Source organism: Streptomyces sp. NPDC050610, from assembly GCF_040654875.1.
Classification (GTDB): Bacteria; Actinomycetota; Actinomycetes; order Streptomycetales; family Streptomycetaceae; genus Streptomyces.
The window spans coordinates 84,353-100,087 of record NZ_JBFAIV010000024.1 but is presented as its reverse complement, the minus strand read 5'-3'; the positions used below and the strand labels follow the sequence as shown (position 1 = coordinate 100,087).

At 70.8% G+C, this 15,735-nt stretch carries 13 protein-coding genes and 1 pseudogene; 11 read left to right on the top strand and 3 right to left on the bottom strand.

Annotated elements, in window-relative coordinates; all coding sequences use genetic code 11:
* Positions 1–185: 185 nt before the first annotated feature.
* Positions 186–1,889, bottom strand: coding sequence for a thiamine pyrophosphate-binding protein (locus AB0I22_RS26940; protein WP_363133527.1), 1,704 nt, complete (start codon positions 1,887–1,889; stop codon positions 186–188).
* 213 nt (positions 1,890–2,102) lie between these two features.
* Between AB0I22_RS26940 and AB0I22_RS26935 the strand changes: the two genes are divergently transcribed.
* On the top strand, positions 2,103–2,591 hold the full coding sequence (locus tag AB0I22_RS26935) for a MarR family transcriptional regulator (RefSeq protein ID WP_363133491.1): 489 nt from the start codon (positions 2,103–2,105) through the stop codon (positions 2,589–2,591).
* A 25-nt stretch (positions 2,592–2,616) separates the two neighbouring features.
* Here the strand turns inward: AB0I22_RS26935 and AB0I22_RS26930 are convergent, their stop codons facing one another.
* Positions 2,617–4,167 (bottom strand): amidase, encoded by a 1,551-nt coding sequence (locus AB0I22_RS26930; protein ID WP_363133490.1) that lies wholly within the window; start codon positions 4,165–4,167, stop codon positions 2,617–2,619.
* Positions 4,168–4,350: 183 nt separating this feature from the next.
* Here AB0I22_RS26930 and AB0I22_RS26925 point away from each other — a divergent pair, with 183 nt between their 5' ends.
* From AB0I22_RS26925 to AB0I22_RS26890, 8 genes and pseudogenes are all read left to right on the top strand, one after another.
* Positions 4,351–4,482 (top strand): SCO1431 family membrane protein, encoded by a 132-nt coding sequence (locus AB0I22_RS26925; RefSeq protein ID WP_363133489.1) that lies wholly within the window; start codon positions 4,351–4,353, stop codon positions 4,480–4,482.
* Between the two features lie 75 nt (positions 4,483–4,557).
* Complete coding sequence (locus AB0I22_RS26920; protein WP_363133488.1) at positions 4,558–6,084, top strand: alpha/beta hydrolase; 1,527 nt, start codon at positions 4,558–4,560, stop codon at positions 6,082–6,084.
* Positions 6,085–6,181: 97 nt separating this feature from the next.
* Positions 6,182–6,829: a hypothetical protein gene (locus AB0I22_RS26915; protein ID WP_363133487.1), complete on the top strand. Its 648-nt coding sequence runs from the start codon at positions 6,182–6,184 to the stop codon at positions 6,827–6,829.
* Positions 6,826–7,401 carry a hypothetical protein gene (locus tag AB0I22_RS26910; RefSeq protein ID WP_363133486.1) on the top strand — a complete coding sequence of 192 codons (576 nt, stop codon included), beginning with the start codon at positions 6,826–6,828 and terminating at the stop codon, positions 7,399–7,401. Before AB0I22_RS26915 ends, AB0I22_RS26910 begins: the two co-directional genes overlap by 4 nt.
* Complete coding sequence (locus AB0I22_RS26905; protein ID WP_363133485.1) at positions 7,401–12,278, top strand: putative T7SS-secreted protein; 4,878 nt, start codon at positions 7,401–7,403, stop codon at positions 12,276–12,278. Before AB0I22_RS26910 ends, AB0I22_RS26905 begins: the two co-directional genes overlap by 1 nt.
* Positions 12,275–12,568 carry a hypothetical protein gene (locus AB0I22_RS26900; protein WP_363133484.1) on the top strand — a complete coding sequence of 98 codons (294 nt, stop codon included), beginning with the start codon at positions 12,275–12,277 and terminating at the stop codon, positions 12,566–12,568. Before AB0I22_RS26905 ends, AB0I22_RS26900 begins: the two co-directional genes overlap by 4 nt.
* 6 nt (positions 12,569–12,574) lie before the next feature.
* A pseudogene (locus tag AB0I22_RS26895) lies at positions 12,575–12,862 on the top strand (hypothetical protein).
* Between the two features lie 491 nt (positions 12,863–13,353).
* Positions 13,354–13,776 carry a hypothetical protein gene (locus AB0I22_RS26890; RefSeq protein WP_363133483.1) on the top strand — a complete coding sequence of 141 codons (423 nt, stop codon included), beginning with the start codon at positions 13,354–13,356 and terminating at the stop codon, positions 13,774–13,776.
* Positions 13,777–13,983: 207 nt separating this feature from the next.
* Here the strand turns inward: AB0I22_RS26890 and AB0I22_RS26885 are convergent, their stop codons facing one another.
* Positions 13,984–14,421 (bottom strand): ATP-binding protein, encoded by a 438-nt coding sequence (locus AB0I22_RS26885; protein WP_363133482.1) that lies wholly within the window; start codon positions 14,419–14,421, stop codon positions 13,984–13,986.
* Between the two features lie 229 nt (positions 14,422–14,650).
* Between AB0I22_RS26885 and AB0I22_RS26880 the strand changes: the two genes are divergently transcribed.
* Both AB0I22_RS26880 and AB0I22_RS26875 read left to right on the top strand, forming a co-directional pair.
* Positions 14,651–15,502, top strand: coding sequence for a helix-turn-helix transcriptional regulator (locus tag AB0I22_RS26880; RefSeq protein ID WP_363133481.1), 852 nt, complete (start codon positions 14,651–14,653; stop codon positions 15,500–15,502).
* 11 nt (positions 15,503–15,513) lie between these two features.
* Positions 15,514–15,705, top strand: coding sequence for a DUF397 domain-containing protein (locus AB0I22_RS26875; RefSeq protein ID WP_363133480.1), 192 nt, complete (start codon positions 15,514–15,516; stop codon positions 15,703–15,705).
* The last annotated feature ends 30 nt before the right edge of the window (positions 15,706–15,735 follow it).

The following is a 15,735-nucleotide window of genomic DNA, read 5'->3' as shown; positions in this document are numbered from 1 at the left end:
ACAAGGGTTCGCGTGGTGTCCCGTGCCTCATCAGGCGACGTTGCTCCCTCACGAGTGCACGGACCGACGCACGGACCAACGTACGTACAGACGCACGGACCGACGTACGGACCGACGTACGGACCGGCGCCCCTCGCCGGTCCGTACGCCTCCTCCCCCCTCCCCCTCCTCCCCCTACGCCCCCGTCAGGCCCCGTAGTCGTTCTGCGCCGCGAAGCGGCCCGCCAGCGCCGTGAGCAGCTCCGGCGCGTCGTCGCGGGAGAGCACCGCCTCGATCAGCACCAGCTTGTCCGGCGTACGCGCGGCCAGCGCGAGCGCGTCGGCGAGCTGTGCGGGCGCCTCCGCGCGGACCGAGACCGCGCGGTCGCCGCCGCCGAAGGCCGCGGGCAGCGCGGTGTAGTCCCAGGCGGCGATGTCGTTGTACGAGGCGGTAGCGCCGTGGATGGCGCGCTCGACGGTGTAGCCGTCGTTGTTGATGACGACGATCACGGGGGCGGCCCCGTACCGCGTCATGGTGCCCAGTTCCTGGGCGGTGAGCTGGAGCGAGCCGTCGCCGATGACGAGGACCGAGCGGCGGTCGGGGGCGGCGAGCTGGGTGCCGAGCGCGGCGGGGAGCGTGTAGCCGATCGAGCCCCACATCGGCTGGCCGACGAAGCGCCCGTCCGCGGGCAGCGGTACTTCCTGGCCGCCGAAGAAGGACGTGCCCTGTTCGGCGAGGAAGACGCTGCTCGGGGGCAGGAACGCCGCTATGGACGACCAGAGTTGACGTTGCGTCAGCAGCGTGTCAGTGGATGAACCGGCCCCGGCCTCGGCCTCCCCATCCGTACGTCCGTACCCCGCCGGCTCCGGCAGCTCCGCGTCCCGCAGCAGCTCCGTCAGCCCGGCCACCGCGTCCGCCATGCGCACCCCGTCGTACCCGGCCCGGCCCACCGACGCGCCGTACGGCCGCAGTTCGATGGTCCGCTCGGGGGTGAAGTGGTGGCTGAACCCGCCCGTCACGCTGTCGGTGGCGACCGCGCCGACCAGGATCAGGCAGTCGGCGTCCTCGACGGCGACCCGCGCCGCCTTCTGGCTGAACTCGCCCGTGTACACGCCCGCGAAGCCCGGCGCGGCCTCGTCCACCACGCCCTTGCCGCTGGAGAACACGGCGGCGCGCACCGGGGCCGCCGCGAGCAGTTCGCCGAGCGGCTCGCGCTGCCCGTACCGCTCGGCCTCGTGCCCGGCGAGCACGGTGACGGTCCGCGCCCCGTCGAGCAGGCGCGCGCAGTCGTCGAGGAAGGCGCGCAGCAGCGCGGGGTCGGTCGCCTCCTCGGCCCCGGCGGCTATGAGGGGGCCGTCAGGGGCGGGTACTCGGGCCAGTACGACGTCGGTGGGGAGGTTGAGGTGTACGGGCCTGCTGTGCCGGAGCATCGCGCGCAGCACGCGGTCGATCTGCGCGGGGGCGGCGGCGATGTCGGCGGCGGACGCGGCGGAGAGGGTCGCGCGGTCCACGGTGACCTCGGCGAACATCCGGCCGAAGTGGTCGTACTCGCCGTCCATCAGCGTGTGGTGCACCCGTTCCCCGGCCGTCGCGACCGCCGTCGCGGGCATGCCGGTGACGGCGATGACCGGCACCGACTCGGCGTACGAGCCGGCGACGCCGTTGACGGCCGACAGCTCGCCGACGCCGAAGGTGGTCACGAGGGCGGCGGCGCCGCGGAGGCGGGCGTAGCCGTCGGCGGCGTAGGCCGCGTCGAGTTCGTTGCAGTTGCCGACCCAGGTCTGTCCGGGCGAGTCGAGCACCTGGTCGAGGAAGCCGAGGTTGTAGTCACCGGGCACGCCGAAGAGGTGCTCGATGTTCAGCTCGCGCAGGCGGCGGAGCAGGTACGCGCCGACGGTGATGTCCGACATCGCGGTCACTGGCCTTTCTTCGTTCCGTTCTGTGCCGTGTCGTGCCGCGCCACTTCACGTCTCGCCACGCCGAGCGCTTCGCGAGGCCGCCGCCGATCGGGCGGGCGACACGCGGGCGGGGCGGGCGGGCAGTTAGGCAGCACACCGGCATCATTAGGTCAAGCTTATTGACCTTAATCGCGAGCATAAGGAGGTGCGGGCTAATATGTCAACATGCTTGACCTTAATCGTCCGGACGGCTTCGACCGCGACTTCACCCTCTTCTACTTCGCCTACCGCGCCTTCACCGGCGCGGCCGACGAGGCGCTCGACCGGCACGGCATGGGCCGCGCCCACCACCGCATCCTCACCTTCCTCGCGTACTCCCCCGGCATGAGCGTCGGCGAACTGTGCGCCACCCTGCGGCTGACCAAGCAGGCCATCAACGGGCCGCTGCGCAGGCTCATCACCGAGGAGATGGTGCGGGTCGCGCCCGGAGCGGACGACCGGCGGCGCAAGGAACTGCACCTCACCCCGCGCGGCGCGGAGCTGGAACGCGAGCTGCACGAGCGGCAGCGCGAGCTGTTCGCCGAGGCGTTGGAGGAGTCGCTGGGCGCGGCGGGGCCGGAGGCGGCGGAGGGCTGGCGGGCCGTCATGACGCCGCTGGCCGGGGAGGATTGGGCGCGGTTCTCCCAGTCCGTAGCCGAACGCGAAGGCCAGTAGGGATCGAGTCCCCTCGGCAGTCCCCTCAGCCCTGACGCCCCGGCTCCGGCGGCCACCGCTCGTACCACCGCTGATCCGCCTCCAGTTGGGCGGCGAGGGAGATCAGCAGGGGCTCACTGTCCGCCGGGCCGAGGAGCTGCGCGCCGACCGGCAACTGTGCACCGACCGGCGACTGCGCACCGGCCGACAGCCGCGCGCCGACCGGCAGCCCCTCCCCCTCCCCACCCACCGCCACGAACCCGGCGGGCACGCTCACGCCCGGCCAACCCAGCACGTTCCACGGCCAGTTGTACGGGCATGCCGTGATCATCGCCTCGTCCGTGCGCCAGCTGCCGAGCCCGGACAGCGCCCCGATCCGCAGCGGCGGCACGGCGGTCGTCGGCGTCAGCACCACGTCGAAGCGGCGGAAGATCTCCCCGACCCTGCGCCGCAACGGGTCCTCCGCCGCCCGCGCCAGCCGCTGCACCCCGCCGCCGCCGAGGAGCAGCCCGTTACGGGCGTTGGCGCGCGTACGCGGGTCCAGCAGCCGCGCCTGCGGGACCCGCTCCGCCCACTCCCGGACGCCCGCCGTCGAGCGCGGCACGAAGGTCAGCCCGATCGGCCCGTACCGCGGGTCCGCCTCCGCCACCTCGTGCCCCAGCGCCGCCAGCCGCTCCGCGATCCGCAGCACCCGGGCCCGTACGCCCGGGTCGAGCCGGTGGCGCACCGCCGCGAAGGCAGGCCGGAAGGACAGCGCGATCCGCAGCCGCCCCGGGTCGCGCGTGGCCGCCGAGCGGACGTCGACCGCCGGCGGAATGTGCCGGTCACCGGGGTGCCGGCCGCTCACGACGTGCAGGAGGAGCGCGGCGTCGGCGACCGTACGGGCCAGCGGGCCGAAGCAGGTGATGCCCCGGAACGACTCGGGTTCCGGCCAGGTCGAGATCCGGCCGCGCTGCGGCTTGACGCCGACCAGGTTGGTCCAGGCCGCCGGGATACGGACCGACCCCGCGCCGTCCGAGCCGAGCGCCGCGGGCACGATCCCGGCGGCGACGGCCGCCGCCGAGCCCCCGGACGACCCGCCGGGCGTGTGCTCGGCGCTCCAGGGGTTGCGGGTCTCGCCGAAGGCGGCGCCCTCGGTGTGCGGCCACTGGCCCAGTTCCGGGGTGTTCGTCTTCCCGACGATCACCGCCCCGGCCGCGCGCAGCCGCCGCACCGCCTCGCTGTCGGCGGACTTCGGCGGAAAATCCCCCCGGCAGCCGAAGGCGGTCGGCTCGCCCGCCACGTCCATGTCGTCCTTCACCGCGACCGGCACGCCCAGCAGCGGCAGCCGCTCCCCCGCCGCCAGCCGCAGATCGGCGGCGCGCGCCTCCGCGAGGGCGGCCTCGGCCCGTACGAGCCGGAAGGCGTTGACCGTGGGCTGGGTGCGGGCGATGTGCGCGAGGGCCCGTTCCACCAGGGCTTGCGCACTCACCTCGCCCTCGGCGAGAGCCCGTGCCTGACCGGCGAGCGTACGGGCGTGAGTGGCGGGGGCGGCCGACGTGTCGTTGGACGGCGTACGGGCGCGATCGCCCGGCCCGTGCGGTATGAAGCCGGTCACGGTGCTCCCCCTCATGACGGGTGCCGCTCAGACCAACGAACCGTAACCGCCCGCGAGTTCGCCGCGCACCGGCGCTGTCCGGCCCGCGTGTCCTGAATCACTCCCCCTTTACCGGGCTGTGCGCCGGCCGCACTGTGAGGGGATGGGAGGGGCATAAGGGACATCGGACGAGAGTTGGCGGAGATGGCAGAGATCGCGGCGAGCCGGGCCGGTACCGGCGGGCCTTCCGACAAGAACAAGATCGTCGAGCAGGTGGTCGGCTGGGCCCTGGTCGTGGTGCTGGCGATGCTGGTGACGCAGTTGGGGCTGTTCTAGCCCCCAGGTAGCACCCCTGACGGCTTCTGGTCCGCCGGATGGGCACGGGCTTCGCGGGCCACGACGATGGCCCGCATGAGCCTCTGGAACCGAAGAACCCTCGCCTTCCCGCTGGCGGCAGCCGCGGCGGCGCTGACGATGACGGCCCCCGGCGCGGAAGCCGCTGGAACAGCCACTGGAACGGCCACCGGCACAGCCGCTCCGCCCGTTCCCGTCACGTGGTCGGCCTGCGAGGGCAAGGGCCTCGACCCGCGCCAGGAGTGCGCGACCGTGTCCGTACCCCTGGACTACCGCGCGCCGGACGGCCCCCGCCTCGACCTGGCCGTCTCCCGCATCCGTAGCGAGCACCCCGACCGGCGGCGCGGCGCCCTCCTGCTGATCCCCGGCGGCCCCGGCGGATCGAGCTGGAAGGACCCCAGCGCCAAGCTCGCGAAACTGCCGCGGTCCGTGCGCGACACGTACGACATCGTCGGCTTCGACCCGCGCGGCGTCGGCCGCTCCGCGCCCATCAGCTGCGGCCTGTCCCACGAGGACGTGGCCCTGACCGCCATCCGGGCCTGGCCCGGCCCCGGCGGCGACATCTCGCGGAACGCGGCGAGCGCCCGCCGCACGGCCGACGCCTGCCTCCGCGACGGCGGCCCCGTGCTGCGCGGCGTCAGCACCGTCAACGAGGCCCGCGACATCGACAGCGTCCGGCGGGCGCTGGGCGAGGAGAAACTGTCGGCCTGGGGCGTCTCGTACGGCACGTACGTCGGTTCCGTCTACGCGACGATGTTCCCGGACCGCACCGACCGCGTGGTGCTGGACAGCAACGACGACCCGAACCCCGCCCTGGTCGAGCGCGGCTGGCTGGCCAACGCCGCCGTCGGGGCCGAGGACCGCTTCCCCGACTTCGCGAAGTGGGCCACCGCCCGGGAACGCGGCGCGGACCGCCTCGCCCGCACCCCCGCCGAGATACGGCCGCTGTTCCTGCGCCTGGCCGCGCGACTGGACCGGCACCCGCTCCCCTGGCCGGGCGCCAACCCGGCGGAGCTCAACGGCAACGTACTGCGCCAGACCCTCTATGACGCGCTCTACGACGACGGCCGGTTCGCCGCCCTGGCCCAACTGATACGCGCCGCCGCCGACCCCGGGCACCGCGCACTGCCCGCCCCCGCCGGCCCATCCGACGCGACGATGCAGAACAGCGCCGCCATGGCCGTCGCCACCCTCTGCAACGACGTGTCCTGGCCGAAGTCGGTCCCCGCCTACGCCGAGGCCGTCGCCGCGAACCGGACCCGCTACCCCCTCACCGCGGGCCAGCCGGCCGGCATCACCCCGTGCGCGTTCTGGCCCACCGCCCCGGTCGACAAGCCCATACACGTCACCCCGCGCGGCCCCTCCAACATCCTGCTGATCCAGAACCTCCGCGACCCCGCGACCCCGTACAGCGGAGCCCTGAAACTCCGCCACGCCTTCGGCGACCGCGCCCGCATGGTCGCCGTGGACGCGGGCGGCCACGGCTCGTACCTCGCACACGGCAACGCCTGCGGCGACGCGCTGGTCACCGCCTACCTGGCGACGGGGCAACGGCCGGAGCGGGATGTGACCTGCCCCTCGTAGACCGGATTCCGGGGCCGGGCCCCGGTTGTCAGTGGGGCTTTGTAGGCTGCTGTCCACAGGGGGGTGGGTGCGGTTGTCCACAAGGGGGGTGGGTGCGGTGTCACTGACGGATGAGGTTGCCGCGGTTCACGCGGAGCGGGGGCGGCCGGCCGCGATGGTCGGGGAGCTGCGGCGTACAGCGGTGCTGGTGCCGACGGAGCCGACGGACGTGCCGGGCGAGGACGGGCTGTTGTCGGTGGAGTTCGGGGGAATCCGCTGGATCTGCGCGTTCACCGACGAGGCGGCGCTGGCCCGGTTCGCCGCCGCCCGCGGGGGCGGCGGGGGCCGTGGGGGCGGCGGGGGCCGTGGGGGCGGCGGGGGCCGTGGGGGCGACGGGGGCCGTGGGGGCGACGGGGGCGCGGACTGGGAGTACCGGTCCGTGCTCGGCGCCCGGTTGCTGGACGTCGTCGTGCCCGGCGTCGGCGTCCCGGCGGGGGTGGCGCTGGACGTCGGCAGCGAGCACCCGATGATGTTCCCGCCGGTGGTGGGCATCGTGCCGGACGCCGTCGCGGTCGACGCGCCGGAGAACTGGCGGCCGGAGGCCCCAGAGGCATCAGAAGCGTCAGAGGCCCCGGAGTACTCGGCGGACTCAGCCGGTGCGGCGGGCTCAGCAGGCCCTGCGTACTCGGAAGACCGTACGGGCTCAGCAGGCCGTACAGGCTCAGAGGACCGTACGGGCTCAGCAGGCCCGGAGGCGTCCCGATGAGCGGCGGGGACGGTCTCAAGGCCGGCAAGGAAGCGCTGGACAACATCGCCAAGGGGCTAGACGGGGCCATCGACGAGTTGAAGAAGGTGGGTTCGCCGGGTGACGCGGCGGTCGGGCGCGGCTTCTCCGAGCTCGCCCTGAACGGCCTGGAGGCCGGGCACGAGGACCTGACCTCGTCCTTCAAGACGTTCTGCGACCGCTGGGAGTGGGGCGTACGGGCCCTGGTGCGCGACGGCAACGAGCTCGCCCACCGGGTGGGCCTGGCCGCGGGCTACTACCACGAGACCGACGAGTACATCTCGAACACCCTCAAGGTCACCACGAACGCGGCCATGGGCAATCCGCACCTGACGGAAGAGCAGGTCGAGAAGCAGTCCTGGGGAGAGACGCTGGCCGACAACCCGTACACGCAGGTGCGGGACGCGGACTACAGCGCGAAGTCCTTCCAGGACGCGGCCGGGAACGCGAAGGAGACCTGGTCGAGGACGGCCGACGACGTCAAGACGGGCTGGGGGCTCGGGCCCGTCGGTCCCGCCGCCCATGGGGTGAGCAAGATCGAGGACTACGGCTGATGGGGTTCACGGACTGGATCGACAAGGGCGGCGACTGGGTCGAGGGGAAGGTCGAGCAGGGCAAGAAGCTCGTCGGCGAGGGCGTCGAGTACGCGACCCACAAGGTCAGCGACGGCCTCGACCACGTCGGCCTGCACGACTGGGCCGAATCGGTCGAGGACTGGGGCGACGAGACCGCCTCCGACCTCGGCGCGGAGGTCGACGAGAAGCAGCTCGGGCAGACCGAGGAGGCCGACGAGCTGATCCACGGCGACGTGAAGCGGATCGAGGCGGCGGCCGAGCACCTCAAGAAGTTCCACACCGCGTTCGACACCGTGCACGCCGGGCTGCTGAAGGTCGGCTCCGCGGAGTGGGAGGGCGAGGGCAAGCAGGCGTTCGCCAAGAAGTTCGCAGAGCATCCGAAGAAGTGGGCGCGGGCCGCCGACGCCTGCGAGGACGCCGCGGGCGCGCTCACGGCGTACGGGCACACGGTCACCTGGGCGCAGAAGCAGGCGAAGGAAGCGGTCCGCCTCTATAAGAAGGGCAAGGCCGCGTCCAAGGAGGCCGTGGACGCGCACAACAAGAAGGTCGACGCCTACAACGCGAAGGTCGACAAGGGCGAGGACCCGGGGCCGAAGCCGGGCGAGTTCCACGATCCGGGGGTGGCGGACGGCAAGGAGGCGCAGCGCGTCCTCGCCGAGGCCCGTAAGCAGCGCAACACGGCGGCCGCCACCGCCAAGGCGAAGGTCGACGCCGCGACGAAACTCGCCCCGGACAAGCCCGAGTTCCACGACCGGATGGCCGGGGACGCGCTCGACGGGTTCGAGGGCGGCCAGGTCGAGCTGCTGCACTTCACCGGCGGCGTCATCCGCTCGGGTACGGACGTGCTGAAGTTCGCCCGCGGCCTCAACCCCACGGACCCGTACAACCTCACGCACCCCGCGGCGTACCTCGACACCGTCTCCAACACCGCCGCCGGAATCCTCTCCCTCGCCTCCCACCCGGAGCGCCTGCCCGGCGCCCTGCTGGGCACCGGCTGGGGTTCGGACCCGTCGGAGGCGGGCGGGCGGCTGTTCGGCAACATCATCATGGCCATCGGCACCGGCGGCGCCGGTACGGCGGCGAAGGCGACCGAGGGCGCGGTCCTCAATGCCACCAAGAAGGCGGCAGAGGAGGGCGCGGAGGCCGGCGCGAGGCAGGCCGGCAAGGGTGCGGCCCGGCGCGAGGCCGAGCGGGGGCCGCACGAGGGCACCCGCCCGGACGGCACGAAGGCCACCAAGGGCACGGACCCGGTCGACCTGGCCTCGGGCCGGATGTTCCTGCCGCAGGCCGACGTGGTGCTGCCCGGTGCGCTGCCGCTGGCGTTCGTACGCAAGGCGCAGTCCGGGTACCGGGCCGGGCGGTGGCTGGGGCCGTCGTGGTCGAGCACCGCCGATCAGCGGCTGGAGATCGACGCCGAGGGCGTGGTGTTCGTCGGCGAGGACGGCATGGTGCTGTCCTATCCGCACCCGGTACCGGGTGTCGCGACGCTGCCGGTCGAGGGGCCGCGGTGGCCACTGGAGATTCCGGAGGACGGCGGCTATGCCGTCCGGGACCCGGCTTCGGGGCGGGTGTGGCACTTCGGGGTGTACGGGGGCGGGGCGTACGGGGGCGCGGCGGCTGGGTTCGGAGGCGGGGCCGGGGGTGCCGACGGTCCGGGCGGGGCGCGCTCGTACGAGAACGGGTCGGCACCGAGTCCGGCCCCGGCACCGAACAGCTACGGCGACGGGACCGCCCCGCTGGAACAGATCTCGGACCGCGACGGCCACTGGATCGCCTTCGAACGGGACGCGGACGGCGTGCCGACCGCCATCGTCCACGACAGCGGCTACCGCGTCCGCGTCACCACCGGCGCTACGGACGGCGGGCCGCGCATCACGGCGCTGCACCTGGTGGGCGGCGGGCCGGGCGGGGAAGACGCGGAACTGGTGCGCTACGGCTACACCGGCGGCGACCTCACGGAGGTGGTCAACTCCTCCGGGCTGCCGCTGCGGTTCGAGTACGACGAGCGCGGCCGCATCACGGCCTGGACGGACCGCAACGACAGCCGGTACGAGTACACGTACGACGAGTGGGACCGCTGTGTCTTCGAGTCCGGGGCCGAGGGCCATATGCGGGCCACCTTGGAGTACGGGCCGCGTGACCCGGACACCGGACTCAGCGTCACGACTCTCACCAACTCCCTTGGCCACAAGAACCGTTACGTCATCAACCGGGCACTCCAGGTCGTCACCGAGATCGACCCCACGGGCGCGGCCGTCCACTCGCGATGGGACCGCTACGACCGGCTGTGCGCACGCACCGACGCGCTCGGCCGCACCACCGAGTACCGCAGGGACGAGGCGGGCCGGCTGACCGCGGTCGTCCGCCCGGACGGCCGGGCGGCCACGGCCTCGTACAGCTCGCACAATTCGGACGGCACGCACAGCTCGCACGGCACGCACAGCACGCAGAACGGGCTGGGCAAGCCGGAGACGATCACGGAGCCGGACGGCACGACGTGGCACCAGACGTTCGACGACGCGGGCCGCCGCACCTCCGTCACCGACCCCGCCGGGGCGACGACCCGCTTCACGTACGACGCGCTGGGCCACCCCGCCTCGGTGACGGACGCGCTCGGCGCCACCACCCGCATCCGGTGCGACGCGGCCGGGCTGCCGGTGGAGATCACCGATCCGCTCGACGGAACAACCACCTACCGGCGGGACGCCTTCGGCCGTATCACCGCCATCATCGACCCGATGGGCGCGACGACCCGGCTCTCCTGGTCGGTGGAGGGGCAGCTGGTGCGCCGCGTCGAGGCAGACGGTTCCGAGCAGTCCTGGACGTACGACGGCGAGGGCAACCGCACGTCGCACACCGACGCGCTCGGCGGCGTGACCCGCTCCGAGTACACGCACTTCGACCAGCTCAGCGCGCGGACCGGCCCCGACGGGATGCGCCACGAGTTCCGGCACAACACCCAGCTCCAGCTCGTCGGGGTGGTCAACCCCCAGGGTTTGGAGTGGAGTTACGAGTACGACCCGACGGGCCGCCTACTGGCCGAGACGGACTTCGACGGGCGCACGCTGACGTACGCGCACGACGCGGCGGGCCGCCTCACGTCCCGTACCGACGCGCTGGGGCAGACCATCGGCTACGAACACGACGTGCTCGACCGCGTCGTCGCGAAGGACGCGGCGGGCAAGGTCACCCGGTTCCGGCACGACGTGGCGGGCCGGCTCATGGAGGCGGCGGGCCCGGACGCGACGCTCGTCTACGGCCGCGACCGGCTCGGCCGGGTCAAGTCGCAGACGTGCGACGGCCGCACCCTCACCTTCGCGTACGACGAGCTGGGCCGCCGTACGCGCCGAGTCACCCCCACGGGCGCGGTCAGCACCGGGTCGTACGACGCGGCGGGCCGCCGCACCTCCGTGTCCGCCTCCGGGCACGCCTTCGCGCTGGAACACGACGCGGCGGGGCGGGAGGTCGCGCGCCACTTCGGCGACGCGCTGTCGCTGACCCAGGCCTGGGACCCGGCGGGCCGCCTGACGGACCAGACCGTGACGGCGGGGCCCTCCGCCGCCCCGCTCCAGACCCGCGCGTACACCTACCGCCGCGACGGCAACCTCACCGCCGTCGACGACCTGCTCTCCGGCCCGCGCTCCTTCGGCCTGGACGCGACGGGCCGCGTCACGTCGGTCGACGCCCCCGACTGGACGGAGCGCTACGCGTACGACGCGGCGGGCAACCAGTCGGAAGCCGACTGGCCGGACGACCACCCGGGCGCCGAGGCCAGGGGCGCCCGCTCCTACACGGGTACTCGCGTAACTCGGGCGGGCGCCGTCCGCTACGAGTACGACGCGCTGGGCCGCGTCGTACTCCGCCAGAAGACACGCCTCTCCCGCAAGCCGGACACCTGGCGCTACGAGTGGGACGCCGAGGACCGCCTCACCTCCGTGACCACCCCCGACGGCACCCGCTGGCGCTACCGCTACGACCCGCTGGGCCGCCGCACGGCAAAACAGCGCCTGACGGAGTCGGGCGAGGTGGCGGAACAGACCGACTTCACCTGGGACGGCCCCACCCTCACCGAACAGACCACGACCACCTCCACCCACCCGAACTCGGTCACCCTCACCTGGGACCACAACGGCCTCCAGCCGATCGCCCAGACCGAACGCATCACCGCGGCCGAGGCGCCCCAGCAGGAAATCGACCAGCGCTTCTTCGCCATCATCACCGACCTGGTCGGCACCCCGAGCGAACTCGTAGCCGAATCCGGCGAAATCGCCTGGCGCAAAAGATCCACCCTATGGGGCACCACCACCTGGCCGGCGAACAGCCCGGCCTACACTCCCCTCCGCTTCCCCGGCCAATACTTCGACCCGGAAACCGGCCTCCACTACAACTACCACCGCCACTACGACCCGGAAACGGCCCGCTACGCCACGCCGGACCCGCTGGGACTGGCTCCGGCTCCGAACCCGGTCGCGTATGTTCATAATCCGCATACGTGGGCGGACCTCTTGGGGCTCGCTCCAGGTTGCGGCGACGAGATCAGCCTCTTCAAAGCACCAGCCAGAGGGCAAGGCCAATACCATTATGACAACGGATTCCTGGAAAGCGATTTCCCTGGCGGCCCTCATGATCCATACGCGGACGGTAAGGCATATTTCGCCAAAGAACGCGAACTGGCCGACAACTACGCTAAACATTACGGCGACGGAGTGATCGAGGTCAGGATACCGGCGGACAAGTATGCGGAACATTTCAAGGAATACGAATATCTATACGAAGGAGGCCCTCTAACGGAGGTCGTCATCCCAAAAGAGCATGTCGAAAAACTCAACGAGCACCCGAGGGATTGGCACCGATGATCGATGACACCACCTGGCGAATCGCGAAAGAAAACTTCCCGATCGGGATTCGCGTATGCGGAGCGGTAAAAGAGAAAAGACCTTTCGGATTCTTTCTGGATATTCCCGAGGCTCCCGGAACAGTAGCCGTAGTAGACGCAATCTCCTACCTGCCACACGGCTCACCCGTCCCGCCTGAAGAATGGCCCGCACCCGGCGACAGCATCGAAGCAAAGGTCGTGGCCCACGCCGAGCACAATCGACAGATCAAACTGAGAGTGGAGCCACGAGAAAGCTCTGCACAGGAGTAAAGTGACGTGGAGTACTGGAAGGTATTTTGGCATCACGATCTTACCGAAGAGCCCGTTGCGCTTTTCAGTGAAATTGGAGCGGACGGCTACGAGGTACGGAAAGTGCAAAGATACCGCGATGGCCGCCTCCTGTGAGCAGACCACTTGCACGAGTCGGACGCCATCGGGCTGAGTGAGGTCCCTGTGGGCTCCGGCTCCATTGAAGACGTGGAAGCCCAGGCAGAATTTACAGCCGCCGTGATCCACAAGGTCGAGTTCGTCGAGGTTTGGAACCAGGCTTCGTGGACGGACTGATCATCGGAGCACCCCAGTTTCAAACGACTCTCCAACTTTTGGGCATATGGCACATTTCCCAGATTTGTCACCCTACAGTTATTCAGACCCCACTCCCCCGGCCCGCAACGTGGGTTGGCTCTCGTCAAAGCATGAGTACTCGTGCGGGCCCATCCCGCTCGGTCTACTTTCCCAGCTGCGGGAACTGGCGAAGAACCCGGAGAACGTATACCGGGGCGTGCACTTCTGCGAGCTCTGCCCTACGTTGGATGCCGCCAGGGACCACCTCGACAGCGAGGGCCTGTCTCTGGGAAGCGGGGAAATTTGGGTTACGGGCAGCAGCGGGACCACCTACGCGGCGCCTCTGCTGATCGTGCACTACGTCGCCGACCACGGATATCTGCCGCCGGAAGAATTCTGCGCAGCGGTACTGGAGGCCGGGCGCAGGAACGCTGGCTGAGCGCTCGGCAGCCACAGCCTCGCCCCGTCCCGTCATCTTGGAGACGAACACAATGCAGCCGGTCGGATTCTTTCGTGAGCTGGAGCCCGATTCCCCGCGGGCCTATCAGGGGTCGATCCGGGACTCTCTCACCCTTCGCCACGAGTATCCCAGCGGGCTGGTCGTTCAATACCTCAGCGCAGGGCACCCGATCCTGGACGTCATGGAAGGGACCACAGATGTCCTTGAGGGAGCCTTCCAAGTACTCGGCGGTTCATCGATCCTGACGGATGGTACTTTCGTTTGGCGACTGGATTTGGCGGCCTACGTCGAACGGTATCCAATCCAACTGCCAGATGATTTCATGACGTTCATGACGGAGAATCATTTCGAAGTCCCTGCCGTGCCCTGCGAGCATCTGATCGAAATCTCCCTGTCCGCCTCCGATTTTCTGGGCTTCAGAGCTGACCCCGGAACCGGACCTCGGCGGTCATAGCCCTTGATGGGGCACTCCCCCGAGGGGGAGGCCCGAGGTCGGGGCGGCCGGCTGGCGGCGATGTCTGGCCGGCTTCCTGGTGCCTGAACCGGCACGGCCCCGCCTGCGCCCCCCGGCGTCGAGCTGCTCGTACGGGAAGGGTCCCGCACGGTCACCGCCGCTCGGTTGTGCGGCGTGTTTGACCAAGGGGTGTAACCCGGCAGCCCGTCACCCCGCCGCCAGCACGAACCACACCCCCTTCCCCCACATACCCCCCAACCCCATCGGAGCGCCCTGGCATACGCCCCACTTGTCCGCCAGCGCGCCCACCAAATGCAGGCCCCTGCCGTGTTCGTCGAAATCGGGTGCCGGGTGGGAGGTCGGTTCGGCGGGGTTGTCGTCGTAGACCGTTACGCGGACCGTGGGGAGTTCGATGGCCAGCCAGAGGACGGAGCCCGCGCCCCTGGTGTGGAGGTAGGTGTTGGTCACCAGTTCCGACGTGCACAGGGCCGCCGCGTCCACGGCCGCCGTCAGGTCCAGGGTGCGCAGGACCGAGGTTACGAAGTCGCGGGCCACGCGGGGAGAGGTTCTGAGGGGCGGGCAGTAGAGGGTGTACGAGTGCGGCACCGCGAGGCCGTCAGCAGGGCAGGCGGCATTAACTCCCATGGGGGGCTTCTCTCTGTGGGGGCCGTGCTGGGTGCGCTTCCGACTCACGGGCAGGCCAAGGGAGTTGGGCAGCGGATCGCGACCCGTACCCTTGCGTGAGGGATACGTTACAGACCGTAGAGGACATGGTTGATACGTCGCAACCGTGTCCGTGGGGCCCGTAAGCCGTTTCATAAACCGTGGGATGGTGTCGCCGCACACTCAGTGACCAACGCAAGGGAAGGGCCGCATGCCGCCGAGGAGCAATCCAACGGCACGTCAGGGGCGACTGGGCGCCGAACTCCGCAAGATGCGCGAGGCGGCGGGTGCAACCGCTCGTGAGGCCGCCGCGCTGCTCGGAAGCGGTCAGACCCAGATAAGCCACATCGAGGCGGGCCGATTCGGCGTCAGCGAGGACCGGCTTCGCAGGCTGGCGGCGTTCTACGCGTGCGACGATCGCCAACTCGTCGACTCGCTGGTCGCGATGGCGAACGAACGCGGCGGCGGGTGGTGGGAGGAGTACCGCGGAATCCTGGCCCCGAAGGCGCTGGACCTCGCCGAAATGGAGCACCACGCCACCGGCCTCCGCACCATGGAGATCGCCCACATCCCCGGGCTGCTCCAGACGGAAGCACATGTACGAGCCGCTTTCTCTTATGTCGACCCGGAGTTGCCGCCCTCCGAACTCGATCCGAGGGTCGAATACCGCATGCGTCGGCAAGCCGTCATCGACCGCGCCCCGCCCTTGCCGTACGACGTCGTCGTCCACGAGGCCGCGCTGCGCATCAAGGTGGGCGGCACGGTGGTCGCACGAGCGCAGCTCGCACATATCCTGAACGCCTCCGACCGAGAGAATGTGACCGTACGCGTCATCCCGTTCTCCGCCGAGGACTTCGCCGGCGCCGGGCATTCGATGCTCTTCGTCCGCGGCTGTGTTCCGCAGCTCGACACAGTGCAGTTGGACGCCGCGCACGGCAGTACGTTCCTGGACGCCGAACCCCAGCTCAAGCCCTACCGGGCGCGTCTCGACAGAGTCGGTCGCTCGGCGCTGGATCCCGGGAAGTCGCGAGAGCTCATCCACCGCATCGCAACGGACATGTGAAAGGGGTATTCGTGCCCTCATCAATCGACTGGCAGAAGTCCTCGTTCTCCGGCGGCGGCGAGGAGGAGAACTGCGTCGAGGTCGGCATATCCGCCGGCCACGTCCACCTCCGCGAGAGCGACACGCCCGCCGTCGCCGTCACCACCACCCCCCTCGCCCTGACCGGACTCCTCCGCCTCATACGCGGGGACCGGCCGATGTGACGTCCCTCAGGCTCGTGAGGGTTTCCCCTA

Excerpts from the sequence above, each read along its gene's own strand:
- AB0I22_RS26940 (WP_363133527.1), bottom strand. The coding sequence starts at position 1,889 with ATGTCGGACATCACCGTCGGCGCGTACCTGCTCCGCCGCCTGCGCGAG.
- AB0I22_RS26935 (WP_363133491.1), top strand. The coding sequence starts at position 2,103 with ATGCTTGACCTTAATCGTCCGGACGGCTTCGACCGCGACTTCACCCTC.
- AB0I22_RS26925 (WP_363133489.1), top strand. The coding sequence starts at position 4,351 with ATGGCAGAGATCGCGGCGAGCCGGGCCGGTACCGGCGGGCCTTCCGAC.
- AB0I22_RS26920 (WP_363133488.1), top strand. The coding sequence starts at position 4,558 with ATGAGCCTCTGGAACCGAAGAACCCTCGCCTTCCCGCTGGCGGCAGCC.
- AB0I22_RS26910 (WP_363133486.1), top strand. The coding sequence starts at position 6,826 with ATGAGCGGCGGGGACGGTCTCAAGGCCGGCAAGGAAGCGCTGGACAAC.
- AB0I22_RS26905 (WP_363133485.1), top strand. The coding sequence starts at position 7,401 with ATGGGGTTCACGGACTGGATCGACAAGGGCGGCGACTGGGTCGAGGGG.
- AB0I22_RS26900 (WP_363133484.1), top strand. The coding sequence starts at position 12,275 with ATGATCGATGACACCACCTGGCGAATCGCGAAAGAAAACTTCCCGATC.
- AB0I22_RS26890 (WP_363133483.1), top strand. The coding sequence starts at position 13,354 with ATGCAGCCGGTCGGATTCTTTCGTGAGCTGGAGCCCGATTCCCCGCGG.
- AB0I22_RS26885 (WP_363133482.1), bottom strand. The coding sequence starts at position 14,421 with ATGGGAGTTAATGCCGCCTGCCCTGCTGACGGCCTCGCGGTGCCGCAC.
- AB0I22_RS26880 (WP_363133481.1), top strand. The coding sequence starts at position 14,651 with ATGCCGCCGAGGAGCAATCCAACGGCACGTCAGGGGCGACTGGGCGCC.